Origin of the sequence: Clostridium sp. AF37-5, assembly GCF_003477605.1 — a bacterium.
Taxonomy (GTDB): Bacteria; Bacillota; Clostridia; order Lachnospirales; family Lachnospiraceae; genus Eubacterium_F.
The window spans coordinates 1-24,205 of record NZ_QUDR01000016.1 but is presented as its reverse complement, the minus strand read 5'-3'; the positions used below and the strand labels follow the sequence as shown (position 1 = coordinate 24,205).

Annotated in this window: 23 protein-coding genes; 21 read left to right on the top strand and 2 right to left on the bottom strand. The window is 39.4% G+C overall.

Annotated elements, in window-relative coordinates:
- Positions 1 to 37: 37 nt before the first annotated feature.
- Positions 38 to 1,015: a 6-phosphofructokinase gene (gene pfkA / locus DW019_RS10465; RefSeq protein ID WP_118443348.1), complete on the top strand. Its 978-nt coding sequence runs from the start codon at positions 38 to 40 to the stop codon at positions 1,013 to 1,015.
- A 68-nt stretch (positions 1,016 to 1,083) separates the two neighbouring features.
- On the opposite strand, the gene DW019_RS10460 is transcribed toward pfkA, so the two are convergent.
- Positions 1,084 to 1,326 carry a hypothetical protein gene (locus tag DW019_RS10460; protein ID WP_022377188.1) on the bottom strand — a complete coding sequence of 81 codons (243 nt, stop codon included), beginning with the start codon at positions 1,324 to 1,326 and terminating at the stop codon, positions 1,084 to 1,086.
- 230 nt (positions 1,327 to 1,556) lie between these two features.
- On the opposite strand from DW019_RS10460, the gene DW019_RS10455 reads away from it, so the two are divergent.
- From DW019_RS10455 to DW019_RS10440, 4 genes are all read left to right on the top strand, one after another.
- Complete coding sequence (locus DW019_RS10455; protein WP_118443326.1) at positions 1,557 to 2,015, top strand: DUF6465 family protein; 459 nt, start codon at positions 1,557 to 1,559, stop codon at positions 2,013 to 2,015.
- 481 nt (positions 2,016 to 2,496) lie between these two features.
- A complete protein-coding gene (locus DW019_RS10450; RefSeq protein ID WP_117479726.1) occupies positions 2,497 to 3,714 on the top strand; it encodes an LL-diaminopimelate aminotransferase in 1,218 nt (405 codons plus the stop codon).
- 34 nt (positions 3,715 to 3,748) lie between these two features.
- Positions 3,749 to 4,651: a DUF1002 domain-containing protein gene (locus DW019_RS10445; RefSeq protein WP_118443325.1), complete on the top strand. Its 903-nt coding sequence runs from the start codon at positions 3,749 to 3,751 to the stop codon at positions 4,649 to 4,651.
- 146 nt (positions 4,652 to 4,797) lie between these two features.
- Positions 4,798 to 6,678, top strand: coding sequence for an oligopeptide transporter, OPT family (locus DW019_RS10440; protein ID WP_118443324.1), 1,881 nt, complete (start codon positions 4,798 to 4,800; stop codon positions 6,676 to 6,678).
- On the opposite strand, the gene DW019_RS10435 is transcribed toward DW019_RS10440, so the two are convergent.
- Complete coding sequence (locus DW019_RS10435; protein ID WP_118443323.1) at positions 6,679 to 8,436, bottom strand: flagellar hook-length control protein FliK; 1,758 nt, start codon at positions 8,434 to 8,436, stop codon at positions 6,679 to 6,681.
- Between the two features lie 104 nt (positions 8,437 to 8,540).
- Between DW019_RS10435 and uxaC the strand changes: the two genes are divergently transcribed.
- The 16 genes from uxaC (at position 8,541) to DW019_RS10360 (ending at position 24,189) form a co-directional block, all read left to right on the top strand.
- A complete protein-coding gene (gene uxaC, locus DW019_RS10430) occupies positions 8,541 to 9,950 on the top strand; it encodes a glucuronate isomerase (protein ID WP_118443322.1) in 1,410 nt (469 codons plus the stop codon).
- A 16-nt stretch (positions 9,951 to 9,966) separates the two neighbouring features.
- Positions 9,967 to 12,807, top strand: coding sequence for a glycosyl hydrolase 115 family protein (locus DW019_RS10425; protein ID WP_118443321.1), 2,841 nt, complete (start codon positions 9,967 to 9,969; stop codon positions 12,805 to 12,807).
- A 113-nt stretch (positions 12,808 to 12,920) separates the two neighbouring features.
- Entirely contained in the window at positions 12,921 to 13,652 is a 732-nt protein-coding gene (locus DW019_RS10420; RefSeq protein ID WP_182431099.1) for a LytTR family DNA-binding domain-containing protein, read from the top strand.
- Between the two features lie 2 nt (positions 13,653 to 13,654).
- Positions 13,655 to 14,917, top strand: a complete 1,263-nt coding sequence (locus tag DW019_RS10415) for a GHKL domain-containing protein (protein ID WP_182431098.1) — start codon at positions 13,655 to 13,657, stop codon at positions 14,915 to 14,917.
- A complete protein-coding gene (locus tag DW019_RS10410; RefSeq protein WP_118443318.1) occupies positions 14,904 to 15,473 on the top strand; it encodes an accessory gene regulator B family protein in 570 nt (189 codons plus the stop codon). The genes DW019_RS10415 and DW019_RS10410 overlap by 14 nt, the downstream gene beginning before the upstream one ends.
- A 90-nt stretch (positions 15,474 to 15,563) precedes the next feature.
- Positions 15,564 to 15,716 (top strand): cyclic lactone autoinducer peptide, encoded by a 153-nt coding sequence (locus DW019_RS10405; RefSeq protein ID WP_118443317.1) that lies wholly within the window; start codon positions 15,564 to 15,566, stop codon positions 15,714 to 15,716.
- 379 nt (positions 15,717 to 16,095) lie between these two features.
- Positions 16,096 to 16,653 carry a leucine-rich repeat protein gene (locus DW019_RS10400; RefSeq protein WP_118443316.1) on the top strand — a complete coding sequence of 186 codons (558 nt, stop codon included), beginning with the start codon at positions 16,096 to 16,098 and terminating at the stop codon, positions 16,651 to 16,653.
- Positions 16,654 to 17,736 (top strand): FtsX-like permease family protein, encoded by a 1,083-nt coding sequence (locus DW019_RS10395; RefSeq protein ID WP_118443315.1) that lies wholly within the window; start codon positions 16,654 to 16,656, stop codon positions 17,734 to 17,736. It begins immediately after the preceding gene.
- Complete coding sequence (locus tag DW019_RS10390; protein ID WP_118443314.1) at positions 17,736 to 18,959, top strand: ABC transporter permease; 1,224 nt, start codon at positions 17,736 to 17,738, stop codon at positions 18,957 to 18,959. Before DW019_RS10395 ends, DW019_RS10390 begins: the two co-directional genes overlap by 1 nt.
- 1 nt (position 18,960) lies before the next feature.
- Entirely contained in the window at positions 18,961 to 19,629 is a 669-nt protein-coding gene (locus tag DW019_RS10385; RefSeq protein ID WP_118443313.1) for an ABC transporter ATP-binding protein, read from the top strand.
- An 81-nt stretch (positions 19,630 to 19,710) separates the two neighbouring features.
- Positions 19,711 to 20,757, top strand: a complete 1,047-nt coding sequence (locus DW019_RS10380) for a leucine-rich repeat protein (RefSeq protein WP_182431097.1) — start codon at positions 19,711 to 19,713, stop codon at positions 20,755 to 20,757.
- Positions 20,758 to 20,782: 25 nt separating this feature from the next.
- Positions 20,783 to 21,748, top strand: coding sequence for a leucine-rich repeat domain-containing protein (locus DW019_RS10375; protein WP_182431096.1), 966 nt, complete (start codon positions 20,783 to 20,785; stop codon positions 21,746 to 21,748).
- Between the two features lie 21 nt (positions 21,749 to 21,769).
- Complete coding sequence (locus DW019_RS15085; RefSeq protein WP_182431095.1) at positions 21,770 to 21,946, top strand: hypothetical protein; 177 nt, start codon at positions 21,770 to 21,772, stop codon at positions 21,944 to 21,946.
- A gap of 95 nt (positions 21,947 to 22,041) precedes the next feature.
- The gene (locus DW019_RS10370) at positions 22,042 to 23,208 is read left to right on the top strand and encodes a leucine-rich repeat protein (RefSeq protein ID WP_118443310.1); all 1,167 of its coding nucleotides are present in this window, start codon (positions 22,042 to 22,044) and stop codon (positions 23,206 to 23,208) included.
- A gap of 65 nt (positions 23,209 to 23,273) precedes the next feature.
- Positions 23,274 to 23,735: a DUF3990 domain-containing protein gene (locus DW019_RS10365; RefSeq protein ID WP_118443309.1), complete on the top strand. Its 462-nt coding sequence runs from the start codon at positions 23,274 to 23,276 to the stop codon at positions 23,733 to 23,735.
- A gap of 7 nt (positions 23,736 to 23,742) precedes the next feature.
- Positions 23,743 to 24,189: a hypothetical protein gene (locus DW019_RS10360; protein ID WP_347474419.1), complete on the top strand. Its 447-nt coding sequence runs from the start codon at positions 23,743 to 23,745 to the stop codon at positions 24,187 to 24,189.
- Positions 24,190 to 24,205 lie beyond the last annotated feature (16 nt).

Sequence of the window (24,205 nt, the reverse complement as noted above, 5' to 3'; positions counted from 1 at the left end):
GAAACAGATAAAACATAAAATTGGAGGAAATCGGATTATGGCGAAAAAGGTAACGACAATTGGTGTATTAACAAGTGGTGGCGATGCACCGGGAATGAATGCTGCGATTCGTGCAGTAGTCAGAGCCGGTATTTCCAGTGGTCTGAAAGTAAAGGGTGTCCGTCGTGGATATGCAGGACTTTTGGAAGAGGATATTATTGATATGGACACGATGAGCGTTACTGATATCGTTCAGCGTGGCGGCACAATTTTATTTACTTCCCGCTGTAAAGAGATGATGACACCGGAAGGCCAGCAGAAAGCTGCTGACATCTGCCGCAAACATGGCATTGATGGTATGGTTGTAATCGGTGGTGACGGTTCTTTCCGTGGAGCTCAGAAACTTTCTGCAAATGGAATTAACACAATTGGTATCCCGGGAACCATTGACTTGGATATTGCCTGCACCGAATACACGATTGGATTTGATACTGCCTGCAACACGGCAATGGAAGCCATTGATAAGGTTCGTGATACTTCCGCTTCCCATGAGCGATGCAGTATCATTGAGGTAATGGGAAGAACGGCCGGACACATTGCATTATGGTGTGGTATTTCCAACGGTTCCGAGTATGTTTTGATTCCGGAGCGTGCTGAGGAAAACGATGAAGAGGAAATTATTAAAAAGATTATGTCAAAGCGTCGTATCGGAAAGAAACATCATATTATTGTAAATGCAGAAGGTGTTGGTCATTCTCATGAAATGGCAAAACGAATTGAAGCTGCAACCGGCATTGAGACGCGTGCAACGGTGATTGGGCATATCCAGCGTGGCGGAAATCCTTCTTGTCGTGACCGTGTATACGCATCAGCAATGGGAGCAAGAGCTGTTGATCTTTTATTGAAAGGTCAAACAAATCGTGTAGTTGCATATAAAAATGGCGAATTTACTGATTTTGATATTGACTATGCATTGCAGATGACAAAAGATATTGACGAGCACTTGTATAGTATGACAAAACGCCTTTCACGATAATTGGTATGGTATAGAAAAAGAACTCATAGACCATCTGGTTTATGAGTTCTTTGTGTTATGATGAATTTTTATTCTTCTTCCATGTCATCAGGAACTAATGTATCGTCTGCTTCTTCTGATTCTTCATCCGGTGAGAGTGTCACGTAGTCGCGGTCATCATCGTCCTCATCATAAAGGTCATTGTCAAAATCGTCGTCATCGTAATCATCCAGATAATCTTTCATCAGAACATTTTTCAAGAAATACAATATACCACCTACTGCTGCTGCAACTGCAGTCAGACCAAGGAGGAATTTTACAAATTTTTTCATTTTAATATCCTTCCTTTCTTACGCATTTATTATATCCATTGCGCTAGTATTTATCCTTATTTTACGTGATAGAAGAAAAAAAGTAAAGAGTTTTTGGTGAAAGTGTATGTATTTATTTGACAAACAGCTTTTTTTTAGTCATAATAGCAATTGTAAAGAATTAATAAAACATGTATAATATTTTACATATTATGATACAATGTTTTATCAGAAGTAATGGAGGGATTCAGATGACTACGAACAAGGCAAACAAAGTATCAAAAACAACAACAGCAAAAACTGCAGCAAAGCCAGCTGTGAAACCGGCAGTAAAAACAACAGCAGCTCCTGCAAAAGAAGAGCCGAAAAAAGAAGCAGTAAAGCCGGTTGCTAAGGAAGAAAAACCAGTAGCAAAAACAACGGCTGCAAAGACGGTCAGAAAGACAACAAGAAAACCGAGAAAAACAAGTAAAGCTACGATTCGCAAGACAGCAGCTACTGTTGACTCAGAAGTTTTTGTTCAGATTTACGGACAGGAATTTTCCCAGCAGGAAATTATGGAAAAAGTTGTGGCAGCATGGGAAGCAGAAGGAAAGAAAATTACATCTATTAAAAGAGCAAAATTGTATGTAAAACCGGAAGAAGGAAAAGCTTATTATGTAGTAAATGAAGGCTTGAAAAACGGTTCTACAGGTGCTGTAGATTTATAAAGATTACAAAAAGGAATCCAACGGGTTACGAGACGGGATAACGCTTCGCGTTATAGTCTCATACCCCGTTGGATTTTTTTGTTTCATAGTGGCAATAGGGGGGAGAAATATTTGTGATGATAGTTAGGCGGTAACTTTATATAAATGTGAATGGAACGGTTGCGACCAATTAAGAGCAGAAAATATAAGTTTGTATCAATGTGTATTGCCAATTTATTTGGATTCCAGTAATTCCGTAGAAAAACTTTGTGACTCGTGGGTTTGAGTACGTCGGTATGTGACGCTGGTAGTTTCAGTGCCCATACCGCTACGCACTCAACAAACGGGAGTGCCCACGAGACGCAAAGCTTTTCTACGGAATTACGGAAAACAAAAAAGTGCCAACACCCACTTGACGCAAACTTACACTCTCCCGCGCTTGCATTAGCAGGCGTTTTCGTGTAAAATGTCAATGACATAACTACAGACAGGAGGCATAAAAATGTTTAAAGTAAATGATAACTATTTAAAGCTGCCGGGCAGTTATCTTTTTTCTACGATTGGAAAAAAAGTAGCCGCTTACAAGGAAGCGAATCCCGACAAAGAAGTCATTAGTTTAGGAATCGGCGATGTAACACAGCCTTTGGCACCGGCGGTAATCGATGCTCTTCATAGTGCGGTAGATGAGATGAGCAAAGCAGAAACATTCCACGGCTATGCACCGGATCTTGGATATGAATTTCTGCGCCGTGCAATTGCTGATAACGATTACAAATCCCGCGGTGTTGACATTGCACTTGATGAGATTTTTGTCAGCGATGGTGCAAAAAGTGATTCCGGAAACATTGTTGATATATTTTCTCAGGACAATGTAATTGCCGTTACAGACCCGGTTTACCCGGTTTATGTTGACAGTAATGCAATGTCAGGAAAGACCGGAGAATATCTGAAAGATAAAGAGTGCTGGTCAAATGTAATTTATATGCCATGTACGGCAGAAAATAATTTTGTGCCGGAACTTCCGGAGAAGACACCGGATATTATTTATATCTGCTGCCCGAACAACCCAACCGGTACGACGCTGACAAAAGAGCAGCTTCAGAAGTGGGTTGATTATGCAAACGAAAAGAAAGCAGTTATCATTTATGACGCTGCCTATGAAGCATACATTTCTGAAACGGATGTGCCACACAGCATTTATGAGTGTGACGGCGCAAAAACCTGTGCGATTGAGATGAGAAGTTTCTCAAAAAATGCCGGATTTACCGGAACCCGTCTTGGATTTACAATTGTGCCAAAACAGCTTGTTGACAGCAATGGAACGATGCTTAACAGCCTTTGGGCAAGACGCCATGGAACAAAATTCAATGGTGCACCATACATCATTCAGCGTGCCGGTGAAGCAGTGTACAGCGAAGCAGGCAAAGCACAGACAAAAGAGCAGATTGCTTATTATATGAATAATGCCAAAGAAATCAGAAACGCACTTTCCGGTATGGGATATACTGTATTTGGCGGTGTAAATGCCCCATATATCTGGCTTCAGACACCGGATGGCATGAAATCATGGGATTTCTTTGATATGCTGTTGGAGAAAGCAAATGTAGTAGGAACACCTGGTTCCGGATTCGGACCAAGTGGAGAAGGATATTTCAGACTGACTGCTTTTGGTTCAGCTGAAAATACGAAAAAAGCATTGGAGCGAATTAAAGCTTTGTAAAAAGCAGACCGGGGAAAGGAAGATAGGTGATACGATGAAACAATCCATTCGTTTGGCACTGGTTAGTGCCCTTGCATTAGTTTTGTGCCTTGTGCCGGGAAAATATACGTTTGCCGATTCGGTGTCGGTAAAACCATTTCTCGCATTTGGTGCAGATTTATCAACGAAAGAAAAAGCGCAGGTAATGAAGCAGTTTGGAATTACAAATGAAGAACTCGCAGATTATCAGACAATCACAGTGACAAACAAGGAAGAGCATCAGTATCTGGATGAATATCTTGCTTCCAAAGTAATTGGAACGAGAGCGTTATCGTCGGTTATGATTGAAGAGGCAGATGCCGGCAGCGGAATCGAGGTAGAGACACATAATATTTCTTTCTGCAGCAAGGAAATGTATACGAATGCCCTTGTGACCGCCGGAATTTCGGATGCCAAAGTGACGGTTGCCGGACCATTTCCGATTTCCGGTACAGCTGCTTTGGTTGGTGCGATGAAGGCTTACGGTGAAATGACCGGCGAAGGAGTCGATGAGGCGAGTTCCGATGCAGCGACCAATGAGCTGGTAGCAACGAGTGAGCTGGCAAACGACATCGGTAAGGAAAAGGCTGCTCAGTTTGTGGCACTTTTGAAAGACAAAGTAGTCAGCGGCGATTTGACATCGGAAGATGAAATAAAAGACGCAATTAATGAAGCAGAAAAAGAATTGAATGTTTCCATTGATGATGAGATGAAAACCAAGATGGTTTCGTTGATGAAAAAGATTGGCGGACTGGATTTAGACCTTGGTAAAATTCAGAATCAGGCGCAGAATGTCTATGATAAAATTAAAGACATGGGAATTGATTTGGATGATGCCAAAGGAATCTGGGCGAAAATCTGTGATTTCTTTGTCATGATAGGAAAGGCAATTGCTGACTTCTTCTCGAATTTGTTCTAAGTAAAATCAGGAAAAATTTAAAACTGTAATATGTAAAACTGCTGTCTTAGAAAAAAATACTATGGCAGCAGTTTTTTTGCCGTCAGGAATAGAAACATTAGTAATTTGGGTATGCTAACAAGAAAACAAGTACTGGAGGCATAGCTTTGGAAAAGGAAAAAGAAGAGTTTAAGCCCTTTGTTCCGGCGGAAAAAGAGATGAAAGAATTTAGCATAACCGCTGTGATTGTTGGTGTTTTGTTAGCCGTTGTTTTTGGTGCGGCAAATGCATACCTTGGACTTCGTGTGGGAATGACGGTGTCAGCGTCAATTCCGGCGGCGGTTGTATCAATGGGGATTCTGCGCGGTTTGCTGCGCCGCAATTCTATCTTAGAAAGTAATCTGGTGCAGACAATTGGCTCGGCAGGAGAGTCATTAGCGGCAGGTGCCATTTTTACGCTGCCTGCGTTATTTTTGTGGGCAGAAGAAGGGAAGGCGGAGACGCCGGATTTGTTTACCATCACAGCACTTGCTTTGTGTGGAGGCGTTCTTGGCGTGCTTTTTATGGTTCCGCTGCGCAAAGCATTAATTGTAAAAGAACATGGGGTGCTTCCATATCCGGAAGGAACGGCGTGTGCGGATGTGCTGCTAGCCGGTGAAGAGGGTGGAAGCGGCGCAAAAACTGTTTTCTTTGGCATGGGTATTGCTGCTCTGGTTAAGTATATTGTCGATGGGATGAAGGTAATTCCGGGAGCGGTTATGGTGCCCGTTAATTCCTTAAAAACATTGTTTTCCGTACAGGTATATCCCGCACTTATGGGAGTGGGATATATTTGTGGAATCCGAATTGCCTCGTATATGTTTGCGGGAGCGGTTCTTGGCTGGTTTGTTTTGATTCCGGCAATTGTGTCTTTTGGCGGTGAAAGTATTTTGTATCCCGGTACGGTGCCAATCGCCACTCTTTATAACGAGGGCGGGGCAAGTGCTATCTGGAGCTCTTATATCCGATATATTGGAGCGGGAGCTGTGGCGGCAGGAGGCATTATTAGTCTGGTGAAAACTCTGCCACTTTTATTTTCCACTTTTTATGAAGCGGTGAAGGCAGCACGGAGTGGTAAAGAAAAAAGCGAAAAGCGCACGGAGAGAGATTTAGATATTCGGGTTGTCATTGGAGGAATTGTTCTGTTTGCATTACTCATCTGGCTTGTTCCGGCACTTCCGATTTCGTTTTCCGGGGCATGGCTTGTCATTTTATTTGGCTTTTTCTTTGCAACCGTATCTTCGCGCATGGTCGGACTGGTGGGCAGCAGTAACAATCCGGTTTCCGGTATGACGATTGCTACTTTATTACTCGTGACGGCATGGTTAAAGGCGACAAATACCATCGGAATGCCGGGGATGATAGCAGCAATTTCGATTGCCTCGGTAATCTGCATTGTGGCGGCTCTTGCTGGTGATACCTCGCAGGATTTAAAAACAGGTTTTTTACTGGGGGCAACCCCGAGACGCCAGCAAATTGGCGAGTTGATTGGCGTGGCTGTGTCAGCGGTTACAATCGGCGGTGTGATGATGCTTTTAAATCATGCGTGGCAGTTTGGCAGTGAGGCGTTAGCGGCACCGCAGGCAACTCTTATGAAAATGATTACCGAGGGTGTCATGGAGGGAAATCTTCCGTGGACACTGATTTTTATTGGCGTTTTTATCGGCGTGGCGGTTGAATTTATGGGCGTTCCGGTTCTTCCGGTGGCAATTGGACTGTATCTGCCGTTTGAATTATCGGCTTCGATTTTGGTGGGAGGAATTTTGCGTTATGTTTCATCTGGGAAAAAGAAAGATGACGAAGGAGGAATTTTATTTTGCTCCGGTCTGATTGCGGGAGAGGGGCTGATGGGAATTGTTCTTGCTCTTTTGGCGGTCTTTGGAAAAAGTGATAAAATTGATTTGTCGCATTGGATGGATACCGGAATTTTCGGTGCCGCGGCACTTGTGTTTGTGATTGCTGCCTGTATCCTGATTTCTGCAAGAGAAAAGAAAAAGCCTGCGGACTGATTACGCCCGCAGGTCAAAATTGTATCGTTTCATATCACCGATTGGTGCCTTGTTTGTTGCCAGAAAATCATTGACAATATCGACTTCTTTTTCTTTGAGCGAAAGTTCGGAGGTGCAGGCATAACCCTGTGCGTTAATGGCATCCTGCAAAAGTTCTACATTGCGCTCGAATAAATGAAGTGTATCTTTTTCAGAAACAAAAAAGTTTAACGAAACCGTAGTGTTTTCTTTAGCAATTCGGATATCTAAGGTGCCAAGGTGCTCCATGTCGAGATGGAGAAGAACTTTTAAGCTATCCGGGTTCTTTTTCAAGGCTTCCTTGCGTGTCATCACATACAAATCTGCATGTGCATTCTGATTTTGCAGTTTAATCGGAAGCTGAATATAAGGAAATGTCTCATTTAGCGTTTTCATAAAGTTTAGGTTTTCTGTCATATCGGAGGCAGAAGATGAAAGTTTGCTAAAGACATCTTTGCCTAACACGGTTTGACTGAAATGAGAGAGCGTTTCCCACTCTTTTGCCATTTTCTCATATGTTTCCGTGAGCGCACCGGGCTCTTTTAGCTGTTTTGGCGAAATCGTCCAGTTGGAAAGAAACTGTCCCTTAACAAGTTTTCGAAAGGCGTCCGAGGATATAAGTTTTCCTGCCTGCCCATCGGTGAGGTTAGGAAGCATTTGTTTTATCTCGGTTAGAAAACGGCTGACCGAAAGTGTACCATCGGCAAGCTGTTTTTTTGCGGCTTCGGAAAAAGGAAGGTCACGTAACTGCTCGTGGACTGCTGCGCGTTCTTCCTCCGGGAGATAGGCACCTACTTCTTCTTTGGAAAAAGTGGGATTTTCCGGTTCCGGCGTGTTTTTTGATCCCACGGATTCGGTCAAATTATTAATCAGATTTTTTACCCGCGAAAAAGGGGTGGAAGTTTCTGCGCCCGCTGTGCCATTGCTGCCATCTTGAACGGGATTTCCCATGGTGTTTGCAGCTTCTTCACCGGTTTCCGGGATAGGTGCTTCTGAATTTTCCTCGGCGGATACGGCAGCGGTCTCGTTTGCCTGCTCAGTCATTTTCGGCACGGTCACACCCTCTAACGCTAAGTCTAAGAGAGCGGAAGCAGTTTCTTTTGCCAATGCAGGAACCTGACTGCCGATTGCGTGAAGCATATCACCAATCGAATCGGTGAGCGCATCCATTTTATATAATAACTGGTGTGTCTGGTTCTGATAGTTCTCAAACTGGAGAACGGACTCGTTTGTCATTGGCAGTCCCAGACATTTCATCGTGATGACGGAGTGGACGTCGGCTTCCGGGTACTGGGCACACAACTGAATCGATGCCATAATGTTTTCACGGCTGATGGACTGGCTATTGCTAAGAAGACTGCGCACCACATCCAGATTACGCGGAGAGCGTGGAAGCAGCGCTTCCTCAAGTGCCTGGGCAATGGTATCTTCCATATTTAACAAATAAGCTCCTGTAGTCGCTTTCATGTAAATGGTGTTATTTTCAAGACCGGTAATCAGAAAAGCAGCCTTTTGTCCGATGGAATACTGATTGGCATCGGGAAGCTGGCCGGTAAAGGATGATCCGTCTTCCATGGAAAGGGTAATGTCATTTCCGTGGATATCACTAATGACACCCCGCAGTGTCTGCCCCTCACGCAGGTGCAGTGTGGAATTTCCGGAGCGGTAGGTTCTTGTCTGGGAACGGATTCCCTGCGAGGAACCACCATTGTTCTGAATGGAATTACTGATAATTGGCATAGCGTTCTCCTTTCAATTTCTTTGGTTTTTGGTGTATTACCTTTTGACCCTAATACGATTATATGCTAAAATAAATGGTAACGCAATATTTAGGAGGAAAGACCATGAAACCATTTATGGATAGCGATTTTTTACTACAAACAGATACGGCAAAAAAACTGTATCATGATTATGCAAAACAGGTGCCGGTGTTAGATTATCATTGTCACCTTGTTCCAAAGGAAATTGCAGATGATATACATTTTAAAAATATGACAGAACTTTGGTTAGGAGCTGACCATTATAAGTGGCGCGTCATGCGCTCGAATGGTGTCGATGAACGCTTCATCACAGGGGATGCCTCCGATGAAGAAAAGTTCCATGCTTTTGCAAAAGCCCTGCCAAACTGCATTGGTAATCCGATGTATCATTGGTGTCACTTGGAACTACAAAGATATTTCGGCATAAATGAGACTTTATCTGAGAAGAATTGGAAAGAAATTTACGATAAATGCAATGAAATTTTGCAAAAGCCGGAGATGTCCGCAAAAAATCTGATTCGTATGTCAGGAGTCACACTTGTTTGTACAACTGATGATCCGATTGACGATTTGCATTACCATGAGCAGATTGCCGCAGATTCGGATTTTGATGTGCAGGTTCTTCCGGCATGGCGTCCGGATCTTGCGATGAGTCCGGAAAAAGAAGGATTTGTTTCTTACATTCAGAAACTTGGTGAAGTAAGCGGCGTTACCATTACGGATTTTACAACGCTCAAAGAAGCACTTGTTAAACGTTTGGATTATTTCGCAGAGAGAGGCTGTGTAGTTTCTGACCACGGTTTGGATTATGCAGAGTTTTGTCCGCTTAGTGAGGAAGAAGAAAATGCACTGGTAAAGAAAAGTCTTGCCGGTGAGACTTTGACCGAAGAGGAATTAAAACAGTACCGCACAATGTGCATGCTGTTTTTAGGTGCTGAGTACAAAAAGAGAAACTGGGTTATGCAGCTTCACTATGGTGCAAAGCGCGAGAATAATGAACTGGTATTTAAGAGCGCCGGTGCCAACGCCGGAATCGACTGCATTAATCCAAAAGGATTTGTTGCTGAAGTTGCAGATTTTATGAATGCCTTAAACCGCGAGGGAAATCTTCCAAAAACGATTATTTACTCCTTAAATCCAACCGACAATGCATTGATTGGAACGATGATTGGATGTTTCCAGGGAGATGGCGTGCGCGGCAAAATCCAGCAGGGTGCTGCCTGGTGGTTCAATGACCACAAATACGGTATGGAAGAGCATATGAAATCACTGGCTTCTTTAAGCCTTCTTGGCAATTTTGTTGGTATGCTGACGGATTCGAGAAGTTTTATTTCTTATCCACGTCATGAGTATTTCCGTCGTATTTTATGTAATTATATCGGAAATCTTGTGGAAAATGGCGAGTATCCGGAGGATTATGACCTCTTAGGAGAAATCGTGAAAAATATTTCATATTACAATGCAGTAAATTATTTTGGCTTTGACTTAAAATAAGAAAGGAAACAGTTTTATGTTTGAATTGGTAAAAGGAACACAGGCTGCGAGCCTTTACATTGCAAAAGAGGCGGATGATTTTGCGGGACTTTCCCACGTGGCAGAAAAAATTCAGAAAGATATTGAACTTGTCACGGGTGTGGCGCCGAAAATTTGTGATGCGATGCCGGAGGGATATTCGATAATTCCGGGTACCATTGGAAAAAATCCGGTGATTGATGAAATGATTGCAAATGGGAAACTGAATGTTTCTCAATTAGACGGAAAACGGGAGAGTTATGCTCTTTGTCTTGTGGACGGCGATAAACTGGTGATTGCCGGAACAGAGACTGTGGCAACCCTGCATGGTATGTATCACATTTCTGAAAAAATTGGTGTGTCGCCATGGGTGTACTGGGGAGATGCTATTCCGCGCAAACAGGCAGAAATTGTTTGGGATGAGAGCATCGAATTTACCTCAAAAGAGCCTTCGGTTAAATTCCGTGGATTCTTTATGAATGATGAGTGGCCGTCTCTCGGCAACTTTGTCATGAATACGTTTGGTGATTTTAATGTGAAATTTTATGACCGGGTATTTGACCTTTTGCTCCGTTTAAAGGGCAATTATTTCTGGCCGGCGATGTGGTCTGCTTCTTTGTGCTTGGATGGAAGCAAAGAGGATCCACTGGCAAATGTAAAATTAGCGACAGACCTTGGTATCACGATTGGAAATTCTCATCATGAACCTTTGATGCGCTCCAGTGAAGAATGGGATAAAGTAAAGACCGATACGAATAATGTCGGTTATGGAAAAGACTGGAATTATTATACCAATGGCGAAGGCTTGTACCGTTACTGGGAAGATGGCGTAGAGAGAAACAAAGACTTTAAACATATGATTACGATTGGTATGCGTGGTGAGCGTGATACGACAATGCTTCCGGAAGGTTCCTCGATTCAGGAAAATGTGGAACTGCTTCGCAAGATTATTGCAGACCAGTTAGAGATTATTAAGGCAAAAGGCTGCGGTGACATGCCAAAGATGCTTGCCCTTTACAAAGAGGTAGAAGATTATTATTACGGTGGCGATGGCGTAGAAGGTTTAAAAGACTGGGCTGCACTTGATGACACGATTCTTCTTTTGTCGGACGATAACTTTGGAAATGTGCGTACACTGCCAACCAAGGAAAACCGCGACAGAAAAGCCGGTTTTGGTCTGTATTATCATTTTGATTATCATGGTTCGCCGGTTTCCTATGAATGGGTTAATTCGACACCGCTTCCAAAAGTATGGGAGCAGCTTACCATGGCATATGAGTACGGTATTAAAGATTTGTGGATTGTCAATGTCGGAGATATCCGTCCGCAGGAACTTCCTCTTTCCTACTACATGGCACTTGCTTATGATTATGAGGGAATGGGAATCAATCATCCAAATGAAACCGATGATTTCATCCGCGGCTGGGTAGAAGAGCAGTTTGGCGGCGTTGTAGAAGATGACGATGTCAAAGAAGAAATTGTTTCTGTTTTGAAAGCATATACAAGAATGCATGGTAACCGCCGTCCGGAAGTAACATATCCGGATACCTATCATGTGACACACTACGGTGAAAGCAGTAAAATGATTCATCTCTGCCACCGCATTAAAAAGATGGCAGACGACATTGATGGCAAACTTCCGGAAGAAGCAAAGGCAAGTTATTATGGACTTGTTTATTATCCGGCAGTTGCAGGGGCAAATGTTCAGTTGATGAATCTGTATGCAGCGAAGAATCAATTTTATGCGAAGTATGGTGTGGCAGCAGCAAAAGATTATGCAGAAAAAGTAAAACAATGCATTACATATGATGAAGAACTGACAAATTATTATAATAAAGAAATGGCAGATGGCAAATGGGATGGCATGATGCTTTCGGCACACATCGGTTTTACGCATTGGAATGATGAGGACTGGAAGTACCCGGAGACCGTTCAGGGAGCTGTATCGGATGAGAATAAGCTGCTTGTTCATGCAGCCGATTCCGATTGCTTTGTATCGGAAGGGGAGGTTTCTCTTCCTGAGTTTACTTCTGTTGGTGAAGAAACATATCTGCTTCAGGCTGCAAATGCCAAAGATGCTTTGCTTGATGTGACACTTACATGCGAGGATGATTTTGTTTCGATTCGTGAATTATCCTGTGGTCCACAGTCTGTCCGTAATTTTGAGGTGTCCGTTGACTTCTCAAAACTTACCGGGACAAAAGAGTCTGAAATCCTTGTTCAGGCAGCAGGCTGTGAAGTGAAAGTAAAAGTTAAAGCAGTTGTAGTAACGGAGAAGCTGCCATCGATGACATTTGTAGAGCGCGATGGTATTGTCTCGATGGAGGCAGAACATTTTGCAGCGAATGAATCAAAGGATGGCAAGGAATGGAAATGCCTGAAAGAATATGGTAAAACCCTTTCTTCTATGAAAGTGTATCCGATGGGAACAAACTTTGACAAACCGGGCGAGGGACCAAGTCTTTCGTATTCCGTTTTGATTCGTGAGGGCGGTGAGTACACACTGCGTGTGATTACAGCACCGACGAACAGCTTGGAAGATGGACGCAATATGCGGTATGCCGTTTCTTTTGATGACGGCAGTGCGAGTGAAGTTAAGACTGTTCTTGATGAGCATTATAACATTGGTGGCGGCCACAGCCGTGCCAGAGACTGGGCAGAGGGTGTTTTAAATAACTGCCACTATGGAGAAACGAAGGTAACATTGGATAAGGGCGTACATACAATTCATATCTATTGTATGGAATCCGGTCTGGTTTTGCAGAAACTTGTGCTTAGTCATGAGGGAGATGTCAAAGAATCTTACTTTGGACCGACCGAGAGTGGGGTTGTGAGATAGGATTTTGACCGTTCAGGGACAAAAAATGACCGTTCATGCCAATTTTGTGCGTGAGCGGTTATTTTGTGTTATACTTGGTTTGCTTACAGATAGTAAAGGAGAGGAGCGGAGAAATGAAAATAAGAATTGCATGCTGTGATGATGAAAAGCAGCAGTTGGAATTATACAAAACGATGTTTACGAATATTGAAATGCGTCAGGATATTAAATTAAATGTTGAATATTTTTTGTCGGGAAATTTTATGCTGGAAAGGTTTCAAAGTGAAAAAAATCCATTTGATTTGGTGTATTTGGATATGGATATGGATGAGAAAAGCGGCTTGGATCTGGCAAAAGAAATCCGGCAGAATTATCATAGTGACTGTTTGATTTTGTTTTTGACAAACTATCCGAAGTATATGCAAAATAGTTTTGATGTAAGGGCATTTCAATATATGATTAAACCGGTTCAATTTGATGAGTTTGAAAGAAAGTTTAATGCAGCTAGAAAATACTTGGAAAAAGATGATAAAAATCGTGTAGTATTAAAAATAGATGAGGATAATGTTGTCTTTTTTACAAACGAAATTTATTATATTGAAAAAGAGAAAAGTTCCAAACAATTTCTGGTGTATTTGGAGGATAAATGTGTAGTGGCAAAAGGGGTATTGAGTGCAATTGAAAATCAGTTGCTGGAACAGCATTTTATGCGGACACATCGTTCCTATCTGGTAAATATGAAACATATTCGGAGAATTCAGAAAAATGATTTGGTTTTATCCAATGGGAATTTGGTTCCGATTAGCAGACGGAAAGAAAAAGAGTTGAAACAGCAGTTTATGAGATATGCGATACTGGAGAGATGAGAATGAGTGAATTAATGTTTGCGTTAGCCGGAATTTTTGATACGTTAGTGATAGCAATTTATTTTTGTGGAATTTTTAAAAAGAAATGGGCACGGGGTACTTATGTTTCAATTGGTGTGGTGTCTGCAATTTGGTTTGTTATTTCATACTTTTTGTCCGTTTATCATTTACAGATAGGAGTAGTAATAGCCAGTCTTCTGTCGCTGTTTTTTCTTTCCTGTGCTTTTGAGGGAAAGCTTGGAAGCCATATTTTTCATGTAATATTTACGCAGGTTTTAGCTATGGTGTCTGAACTTGTTGCGGTTTTTATCGGCCAGTTGATTCCGGGAATGCTCCCAGAAGGGGAATTTGAAGCGCAATCGGTCGAATTAGTTATTTCAAAACTATTTTTCTTTGTGTTTATTATTTTGGTATTGACAATTCGAAAACAACAAGAAATTATGCCGACGCGATTTTTGCTTTATTTTTCGCTGGTTCCATTTATGAGTTTGTTTGTTGTTTATGGCTTGGCGAATGGACAGGGGATTGCTCTCAGTTTTTCACTTCTGGCAATATTAGCGCTAAATATAATTGCCTATTATTTGCTATATTTGCTGGCTAGTTTTGCTGCCAATGAGGCACGTGATGAAATGTTGGGAGAACAGATTCGAAATCAAAGAGAAAATTATGAGAAACTATCACAATCATTTAAGCAGGGAAATAAACTTATGCATGATGTGAATAAGCATTTGCGTCAGGTCGGAGCATTGCTTGAAGCAAAAAAATGGGAGGATGCATTGGACTATATTGCACGTATTGAGGATGCTATGTATAAAAATTTCCATGTTGTTAATTGCGGCAACGTGGTAATTGATTCTATCTTGAGTAATTTAAAAAATCAATTGGATGAGCAGGGTAATATTCTTGTCTTGGAATTGCACGTGGATTCAGCAAAAATTATGTTGGACGATTATGATTTGGTTACGGTGCTTGGTAATTTGGCAGATAATATTTCAGAGGCGGTAAAAGAACAGAAAAATGCGAATGTATATATACGAATTGAAACGACTGAAGATGAATTTTTGATTTATACAAAAAATCCTGTTAGCAAAGAAAGGCATAAGAAAAAGAATCCATGGTTTCATGGGCTTGGATTGCAGAATGTTACATCTGTGGTGGAACAATATGGTGGTTGTGCAGAGTATAATAAGAAACAAGAAGAATTTGAAAATATGATTTTGATTCCGTATGTAAGCGAAGGGGAGGAAGAAAATGAAGCCAAGTGAATATTTTGCCGATGTTATGCAGAAAAATTATGTTATAGCAGTGGATGAATATGAGTTATATCAATATTCTTTGAATGCTTTATTTGAAATGGCGGGTAATATTATATTTTCTATTCTAATTGGCGTGCTTTTTCATAAATTGCCGATGACACTATTGTTTTTAATGGTTGTAATTCCGGGGAGAAGTGTATTAGGTGGGTGTCATGCCAAAACGGCAGGGGCTTGTTTTGTATTGTCGCTAAGCGTTCTTTTTGGCTGTGTTTTGCTTCCTTTTTATCTCACAGGGATATCGGTATGGATTGTTAGCTTTAGTTTTATTATTCTAGAAGTCTTATTGTGGATAATTGCTCCTGTTGAATGTAAGAATAAACCATTTATAGGAAATCAGAAAAAACGGTGTCAAACATATTCCAAAGTAATTATTTTATTGCTCGGTGCGCTTTTTATGGCTTTTTTGTTTATGAAAATGAGTGAGTATTTGTTGGAAATCTGGCTTATTTTAGTGTATTTTAGTGCCACAATTCTTATAGAATTGCATAAAAAATTAAAAATTTGACCGTTTAGGGACGAAAAATGACCGTTCGCGCCGATTTTGGTTTTTGAGGATGATTCTATGTTATGATAGGAAAGAAGGGAGGCGAAAGTTATGAGAAAAAAAGGTTTCGGCAAAAAATTCTTAAATCATCTTGCTTCTCTTGCTTTAATTGCAGGAGTAATCTCATCCAGTACTGCTTGCAGATTTGTTTTGCATCAGCCGGCAATGCCGGATAAAATGAAAAAACTTCTTGGTGAAAAATAAATCGAATATTTTGTCAGATTTTCTCCGTTTGGAACGTTATAGTAAATAGATACTTCAAACGGAGAAGATTTTGACCGTTCAAGGATGAAAAATGACCATTCGTGCCGGTTTTGGTTTTTGCGAAGGGTTATATGCTATGATAAGAGTGTAAGGGAGGTGACAGAATGTATTCAGATATGATTTACAGAGTAATGATTGAAAAAAGCGTTCTTTTCATATGGTAGCGGAATACCGAAAAGAATTACACATACACAAAATCAAAAACTATTGCGAAAATGGAAGCAGAAGGAAATGGTAATACAGCAAGTACTACCGTTACAAATATTGCAAAAAGCAAGCGTTTTTATTCTGAAACATATTTTATAGGGAGGAATTATATATGGCTAGAAGTTCACGAATCATAATAATCTTTGTTGTTATCACGTTGATACTGGGAATTGGCTGCCTGTTTCTTATTGATTTTTCAGGTGGTGCTCAGAACTTGCAGAATGCTCAAAAGAATACTGTGACAGAAGTGGAGAATGATGCGCCTGGAAACAAAAAAGTTGAGGCAGACAGATGGTCCGTTATTGAAGGGCGTTTAAGTATTTTCTCGGATACGGAATTAAAGAAAAAGAGTAAACTGGTTGTTCCGGCTGTCTATGAAGGAGAGAAAGTTCGGTCGTTGGATGTTACATGCAGTGAGGGGACATTTTCCAATTATCTTACATATGTAGAAATTGAAGAGGGAATTGAAACGATTGAATATGGTTTTGTGTCATGTCCGAATTTAAAGACGGTTATAATTCCTGACAGTGTAAAGAAACTAGACGAGTACGAGTTCAGAGATTGCAAAGATAAAGTTACTCTTTATGTAAAAAAACACTCTTACGCAGAAAAATGGGCAAAAAAGCATAAAATTAAGTATGCGTACGGAAAACCAAAGGAGGGAGCATAAATGGTTTTTAAGAATGTAACGGATTTGATGAAAAGGCATACAGCGCTTTTTGTTATTTTGCTGATTTCACAGATTTTTGCGCTGCTTAGCATCTTTTTTGTTTTTGGAGTTTTTCAAAATAATTTGTATGAGTTATGCGATAACCATGACTCGAAGTCTTTAGAGGCGACAATTGATAATCAAAAAATAACGAGTGATGATATAAATAAGATTTTTATGACCATGGTAGAAGAAGAAATACCGATTGATTATTTTTATGTGGAAGCGGAAAGCAAAGATGGGAAAAAGTCATTTTTAGATCGTGCTCAATATAAAAATGGTAAATATGGTTATAGTGATTCGGTCTATGAAAATATGAAGTACGGATTACAGGGAAGCTATTATGAAGATAAAGACTACAGAAATAAAAATAAAGTTGTTGTAATCAATGGAGAAGATAAAAAAGATGTAGGAGATACGATTGTTTTAGGAGAGGAAACATTTGATATTATTGGCAAAGATGATATAAATGATCCGGGCGAGTATGAAATTCCATTTACTGCGTTTCCTAAGAATTGTGTATGGATACGATTAAACTTTGGGTTGGCTCAATTGCCGACACGAGCTCAGTATGAAACATTCCGTGATTTGCTTTTATCGTATGGCTGTAAACCGGCAGAATTTTATGTCTCGAATAATGCGGATTTAAGACAAGAGTATTCGATGCTTGTGGTTAGTGCGTTACTCGCAATTTTAGCAGGCGTTAATATGTATATGATTTATCGTTTTATTTTTAAGAAAAGACGAAAGAAACTTGCTGTTTTTTTATTATGTGGCTGCAGCAAGAAACGTGCCCGGATGTTATTTTTTACTGAAATTTTATGTAATATGTTATGCGTTGTAATTGTGGCAACAGGCTTGTTTCGGTTTGTGGTTTTCCCACAAATGCTTACTTGGTTTAAGTATGTGGACCGAATATACGGCATAAAAGAATACGGCACGATTATAGGAATTTTTCTTTTTGTCGTATTGCTTATTGGGTATGCTTTGTCATTTTCTATTACCAGAAAAAGTATCCTGGATTTTAAAAGGGGGGAATTATAATGGGAATATTAGCAATTGGTGAATATATCAAGCATTGGAAAAGAAATGTTTTTGTTGTTATACAGATTTCCGTGCTGCTGCTTGTATTGTGTGTGTCAGTTACCATGTTGGCGACAATATTCAGGGCATATAAACCGGTACAGCACATGGCGGATAAAAAAGGAATTTATGTAACATCTTTTGGTTATCATGGAGTAAATGCAAAGGATATAGCAAACGGCATGAAAAAGGTTGAATCCGTTTATTCGTGGGGGAGTACCACGTTAGCTAATCAAGGTGAAAATGCGGATATGATTACGGCTGTTTATCCGGAAGATGTTTTAAATGATTATGCACCCGATTTATCAGAGGGAAAGTGGCTGACGGATGCGGACGATAAAAAAGGTGTTCTGCCGGTCGTGATTTCGGAAAATTCATATGGGTGGAGAACAGGGAGTGTGTTGAACTTTCAACAAATCGATGAAAGCGGAAAAACAAAGAACATAAAAGCGGAAGTTGTTGGCGTCATGGAAGAAGGAACAAATGTAATTGGGCATGATTTTGGTCAGGGGCAAGTTTTGCAGAACGATTACAGAGATATTTATTCCACATACCGCTATGAGCAGGAGAAGAGTGTTCTGATTTTGATCGGGGAACAGAAGGCAAAAGAAAATGGTGTTACCTATACATTTAATCAGGATCATTTTATCGTGTATCAGGATGATATAACAAAATACGAAATGAGTTCTAATAGTCATGCTTTGAAAAGAACTCTGGGGACGGGAAATGATGGAACTACGATTGACAGCTCGTTACAAGAGTTTATGAAAAATACAAAACATCATTTGCAAAAAGAATCAATGATGTATTTGCCGGTGTTGATATGTGTGCTGATTATCACGATTATTAGTATTGTTAATGTATGCGCCCTAAATATGTCAGATGATTTATATCACAATGCGATATTTAGTCTGCTTGGGCTTCCGTGGAGACGATGTGTATCTTTCTCGGTAATACAAAGTTTTTTAACCGCATTTTTCTCCGTGGTAATGTTTTTTGTTTTGTTTGCAACGGTTCAAAAATTAAATTTGACAGAATATTTACTGATTAAGTTGGACTGGATAACAGTTGTTTCTATAGTGGTTATGCTGGTGGTGTTATGTTTTGTGCATTGGATTGTTCCATATATTATTTTATGCAGAAAGCAGCCGGTTGAAGTTTTTCGGGATAGGAAAGGAGAATAAAATGATTTCGATTAAGAATTTAGTGAAAATATATAATAAAGGAAAAGGAAATGAATATAAGGCTTTAAAAGGAATTGATTTTCAGGTTCAGGATGGAGAACTGGTAGCGGTTATTGGAAAATCCGGTGCCGGTAAATCCACTTTGCTGCATGTTTTGGCAGGGATTGATAGTTTTGAGAGCGGCAGTTACCACGTTGGAAACCAAGATGTGGGACAGATGTCGGAAAAACAATTGGCGGAGTTTCGAAATAAAAGTATTGGAATGGTTATGCAGGATTTCGCTTTGATAGAGGAATATACCGTGCAGGAAAATCTTCTGGTTCCGCTTATTTTTGGTAAGGTGAAAAAAAGAGAGCAAGGTAAAAAGATTATGGATGTTTTGGAAAAGGTAAACATCGCGGAATTGAAAGATAAACGGGTCAATCAATTGTCCGGCGGGCAGAAACAAAGAGTAGCGATTGCCAGAGCCCTTATTAATTCTCCGGAGTATATTTTGGCAGATGAGCCTACAGGGGCACTCGATAGCAATACATCGGATGACATCATGGATGTGTTTGAGGAGTTAAATAAAAATGGGCATACGGTTATCATAGTCACGCATGATAATGGTGTGGCTGCCAGATGCCAGAGGGTGATTGAGATAAAAGACGGAGAAGTGTTGTCCGAATAATAAAAAATGCAACTTATTCGCTGCCTAAATCGTATTGTTTACATAGAGGCAGTGAATAAATTACAAATAGGAGGTCTAAGTATGAAAAAAATAATTAGAACATTAGTAACTTTTGGTTTGGCGGTGTCGGTTATCATGCCGGGAGCGCGAGCTTTTGCACAGGAGAATACAAGCGCTGAATTTACATATACGGGAAGTAACGACAGTGATTATAAGGGGCAGAGTACGGTTGTTATTGAGGGAAAAGCAAATTCAGGCAATACTGCGGAATTACAGTGTGTAACAGTAGATATGCGAAAACTCGCGCAGTTTAAAAATGCAAAGGTTTTGAAATTTGCAAAGGGAGTCAAGTATGTTGCGTTTAAGACAAAGCCGGATACAGGAGACAAACTGGATGATAAAATTACAGGTCAGGATTATTTGAAATCAGCAGATAAAACGGGTATTGAAAAAATTGAGTTTTCTTCCGATTTTGTAAAGCCATATTCACATGATTGGGGCAATTGCATTGAAGAAAAATTAAATCAGTGTTTTCCTAAATTAAAGAAGGTTTCCATTTCGAAAAATAACAAGTATTATAGGGTGTCGAATGACGTTATTTTTTCAAAAGATGGAAAGAAATTAGTTATGTACTTGGCAAACAGACCGGGGAAAAACTATAAAATTCCGGCAAAATGCAGAAAGATTGGATATTACGCCTTTGAGAATGTTCACAATCTTAAATCTGTGACTATTTCAAAAAACATAAAATCAAAGAATGTAAGTTTTGCAAATGCGGAAAAACTTGAGAAAATAAGTGTTTCTAAAAAGAATAAGGTGCTTGCCTCAAAGAATGGAGTTTTATACAATAAGAAAATGACTACATTGCTTGAGTATCCAATGGGTAAAAAGAACACAAGTTTTAGAATCCCAAAGACTGTGAAAACAATGGATTATGTGCCGGATAACATTTTTATGAAAAAACTTTATGTGCCAAAGAAATTTACATCTGTGTACTATATGAAAAATTGGAAGTCGCTGACAGAGATAAAACTTGAAAAGGGTAACAAAAAACTGGTGGTAAAAGGCGGAGTGATTTACAATAAAAAGCATCCGGAATGGAAATATGATTTCGGAAAAAATAAATAGGGATAACGCAAGGGAGGAGAAAAATATGAAAAAAAGAAAGATAATCCAAATAACAGTATTTACAGCATTATTATTAACGCTGTCCCTTGCATCTGCCGGCACAATGGCAGGTGCAAAGACAAAAAATGGTTTTACCTACAAGATAACAAAAAATCAGGTTAAAATCGTTTCATGCAGTAAGAATCAGAAACGAATTGTGATTCCGAACAAGATTGCAGGGAAAAAAGTGACATCACTCGGTGCCAATGTATGGAAGAAATCATCGAAGGTTCAAACGGTTGTATTACCAAAGTACTTGAAAACAATCGAAAAAAAACAGGCAGATTATGCATGGGGAAATATCGTTAAGAAAAAGAATATATTTTCTACACCATTTACCGGATGCGGTAAGTTAAAAAATATCAAAGTGGCAAAGGGAAATAAATATTTTTGCTCTGCTAAAGGTGTTTTGTATACAAAAAACAAGAAGACGCTTTTGGTTTATCCGGCAGGGCGAACTCAGAAGTCTTATACGATTCAGGGAAAGACAACGCAGATTGGCGAGGCGGCTTTTGAGTATGCTAAATATTTGCAGAAGATTTCATACGGTAAAAAATTATTTTATATTTCAGACGGGGCATTTTTTGCGTCTGGTTTAAGAAGTGTGGAGCTTGCAAAGAATATTTCTAATGTTGGGTTGTATGCGTTTGCTTACAGTACGAAACTTCAAAAGGTGACACTTGGAGATAAGGTGGAACAAATTAACACTCCTTTTATCGGCTGTACAAGTTTAAAACAGTTTAAGGCAGATAAAAAGGAAATCGGATATTATGCAGTAAATGATGTTCTTTATTATAAAGATAAAGAAAAAACATATATGAAATGCTATCCGGCAGCGAAGCAGGAGGATTCTTACGAATTTCCGGCTGGTGTAAATGGCGGCGGCTTGTGTTTTGCTAATTGTCGTTACCTGAAAAAGGTTGTGTATGCAAAAGATAGTATAATGGGGTAGGATTTTTATGAGTGCCGCAATTTGACTGTGGTATTACCTGATGTTGTGGTGAATCCGGCAATAGGAAGTGAAAATGATTCTTATGATGGTAAGTGGGAGCCGTTTAAGAATTGTACAAATTTTATTTTGCAGGGAAAAAAGAATCCATTTATGCAGTCGTATGCGGTAAGTAAAGGTTTTACTTATAGTATTGTTTGATGAATTTTAGTAAATGTGTTATGCAACTTATTTGCTGTCTCAATCGTATTATTTACAAAGAGGCAACGAATTTACTGTGAGGGGGGACTATAACTATGAAAAAAAGAATAATTAGAACATTAGTAACTATGGTTTTGGTGGTGTCAGTTATCATGCCGGGAGCGCAAGTATTTGCGCAGGAGACGCAGTCCGTTGAAATGAGGTCTTTAGGTGAATTGACTGATGCAGGAGATAAACTGAAAAAAGAAGAATGGGACAAAATAAAAACATTTCGAGGATGGGGTCATGAAGTTTGGAAATGCGGAGATTATACAGGTTTTTTATCAAATGATAAAAAGGCATTTTGGATTAACGGAATAAAGATTTCGGCAGATACGGTTGAGGTGAGAATTCCATCTGAAATAAATGGTATTAAAGTTACAAAGATAGGTGCATATGATTTTAACGCGGATTATTGCAGTATTTTTGAGAGATTTCCTTATGAGGAAGATAAAATGAGTGCGCCGGCTTATCGTGATGGTAGAAATATTACAAAAATTGTTGTACCTGAGGGAGTGAAAGTTATTGGTCAAAATACATTTGCGCACATGAAAAATCTTAAGCGTGTAAGTTTGCCACAGTCTGTAACAACATTGGAGCATAATGTGTTTTACAAAGACAATCAGTTACAAAAAGTAAATATTGCTGCCGAGAATAAAACATTTAAAGCTAAAAAGAATGTAATTTATTCTAAAAATGGTAAAAGTCTTTATTTGATTTATGGTAAAGTAAAATCAATAACTATAGATGCAAAAGTGAGACAAATTGTTAATTCGGAGAGCCATAAAGTTACAAATAACATCGGTGCGCTGGCTCGTGGCATAAAAGTGTTTATCCACAAAAAGAATAAAGTATTTGGGGCAGACAATGGATTCGTTTATTTGAAAAAAACAGGCGAATTACTGTATTACGCAAATAAATCAAAAGACCCGGTATTACCAAAAAGTATTAAGAAGATTACGAAAAAGACATACTGGTGTACTTCCTATATTAACAAATTTACGTTATCTAAAAATGTGAGGTATGTAAATGGAAATTATCTGCCGGTGAGAGAAGGGTACCTGAGGAAATTTTATATACCGGGGAAAAATAAAGTTAAATTTGTGAATTGTGATGCCCTTGATTTGCAGTCTAAAGTCACCGTTTATGTAAATAGACACCTAAAATCATATTATAAAAAGGTGTTTCGGAAATGTAAAAATGTAAAAGTGAGAATAGGATGAAAAAATAAAGATTGAAACCTATCTTCTAACTGGTGTATTATAAAAAGGCAGGAGGTAGTTATGATATGGCAAAAATGACAGTTTATCATGGTGGATATCAGCCAGTAAAAGAACCGGAAATTCGTATAGGAAGAAATACGAAAGACTTTGGTAATGGATTTTATTGTACTATCATTAAAGAACAGGCGCAAAGGTGGGCAAAGCGGTACGATACTAAAATTGTGTCTACCTATGATGTTTGTTTAAATCCTAAGTTAAATATTCTGGAATTTGAAGAAATGTCAGAAAAATGGCTTGATTTTATAGTGGCATGCCGCAGCGGGAAAATGCACGATTATGATATTGTTATTGGGGCAATGGCAGATGACCAAATTTACAATTTTATTTCAGATTATATGGATGGGGTAATTACGAGGGAACAATTTTGGGTATTGGCTAAATTTAAGTATCCAACACATCAAATTGCTTTTTGTTCGGAAGAGGCTTTGAAGTGTTTAGAATATCGAAACTTTGAGGAGGTATTATAAATGATTGGTGAAGGCAGAGAACCGAAAAAAGATAATGTATACATGTAGTTTGATTGATTATATTGCTCGTAAAACAAAGAATAAACGTGTGGATGTTGTGAACCAATTAGGCAAAGAGAGAATTCAAAAAATTTACGACTTAGCGGATGTATATCACTGTGACAATATTTCCAGAGTAGCAGATGATTTTATTAAAGAAGCCAAAATTGAGCAGGGTGATTTTGACAACGTAGGTGAGTGCCAATATTCAATTCCTACATATTGGGATATTGGAAAAGTGTACAAGCGCTTAATCAAACAAGTGGCAGAAGATGAAAAAATCGATGTTGTAGATGCATTGGTTCAGGTTTATCGTTCGTTTTTAAGTAATAAAATTGACGATTATAATAGCAGCGTTTATTATGAAAATCCATCCTATTTATTTGAATGTTATAAGCAAAATAAAATGCTGTAAAACAAAGGGACTGTCC

Excerpts from the sequence above, each read along its gene's own strand:
- pfkA (WP_118443348.1), top strand. The coding sequence starts at position 38 with ATGGCGAAAAAGGTAACGACAATTGGTGTATTAACAAGTGGTGGCGAT.
- DW019_RS10460 (WP_022377188.1), bottom strand. The coding sequence starts at position 1,326 with ATGAAAAAATTTGTAAAATTCCTCCTTGGTCTGACTGCAGTTGCAGCA.
- DW019_RS10455 (WP_118443326.1), top strand. The coding sequence starts at position 1,557 with ATGACTACGAACAAGGCAAACAAAGTATCAAAAACAACAACAGCAAAA.
- DW019_RS10450 (WP_117479726.1), top strand. The coding sequence starts at position 2,497 with ATGTTTAAAGTAAATGATAACTATTTAAAGCTGCCGGGCAGTTATCTT.
- DW019_RS10445 (WP_118443325.1), top strand. The coding sequence starts at position 3,749 with ATGAAACAATCCATTCGTTTGGCACTGGTTAGTGCCCTTGCATTAGTT.
- DW019_RS10435 (WP_118443323.1), bottom strand. The coding sequence starts at position 8,436 with ATGCCAATTATCAGTAATTCCATTCAGAACAATGGTGGTTCCTCGCAG.
- uxaC (WP_118443322.1), top strand. The coding sequence starts at position 8,541 with ATGAAACCATTTATGGATAGCGATTTTTTACTACAAACAGATACGGCA.
- DW019_RS10425 (WP_118443321.1), top strand. The coding sequence starts at position 9,967 with ATGTTTGAATTGGTAAAAGGAACACAGGCTGCGAGCCTTTACATTGCA.
- DW019_RS10420 (WP_182431099.1), top strand. The coding sequence starts at position 12,921 with ATGAAAATAAGAATTGCATGCTGTGATGATGAAAAGCAGCAGTTGGAA.
- DW019_RS10415 (WP_182431098.1), top strand. The coding sequence starts at position 13,655 with ATGAGTGAATTAATGTTTGCGTTAGCCGGAATTTTTGATACGTTAGTG.
- DW019_RS10410 (WP_118443318.1), top strand. The coding sequence starts at position 14,904 with ATGAAGCCAAGTGAATATTTTGCCGATGTTATGCAGAAAAATTATGTT.
- DW019_RS10405 (WP_118443317.1), top strand. The coding sequence starts at position 15,564 with ATGAGAAAAAAAGGTTTCGGCAAAAAATTCTTAAATCATCTTGCTTCT.
- DW019_RS10400 (WP_118443316.1), top strand. The coding sequence starts at position 16,096 with ATGGCTAGAAGTTCACGAATCATAATAATCTTTGTTGTTATCACGTTG.
- DW019_RS10395 (WP_118443315.1), top strand. The coding sequence starts at position 16,654 with ATGGTTTTTAAGAATGTAACGGATTTGATGAAAAGGCATACAGCGCTT.
- DW019_RS10390 (WP_118443314.1), top strand. The coding sequence starts at position 17,736 with ATGGGAATATTAGCAATTGGTGAATATATCAAGCATTGGAAAAGAAAT.
- DW019_RS10385 (WP_118443313.1), top strand. The coding sequence starts at position 18,961 with ATGATTTCGATTAAGAATTTAGTGAAAATATATAATAAAGGAAAAGGA.
- DW019_RS10380 (WP_182431097.1), top strand. The coding sequence starts at position 19,711 with ATGAAAAAAATAATTAGAACATTAGTAACTTTTGGTTTGGCGGTGTCG.
- DW019_RS10375 (WP_182431096.1), top strand. The coding sequence starts at position 20,783 with ATGAAAAAAAGAAAGATAATCCAAATAACAGTATTTACAGCATTATTA.
- DW019_RS10370 (WP_118443310.1), top strand. The coding sequence starts at position 22,042 with ATGAAAAAAAGAATAATTAGAACATTAGTAACTATGGTTTTGGTGGTG.
- DW019_RS10365 (WP_118443309.1), top strand. The coding sequence starts at position 23,274 with ATGGCAAAAATGACAGTTTATCATGGTGGATATCAGCCAGTAAAAGAA.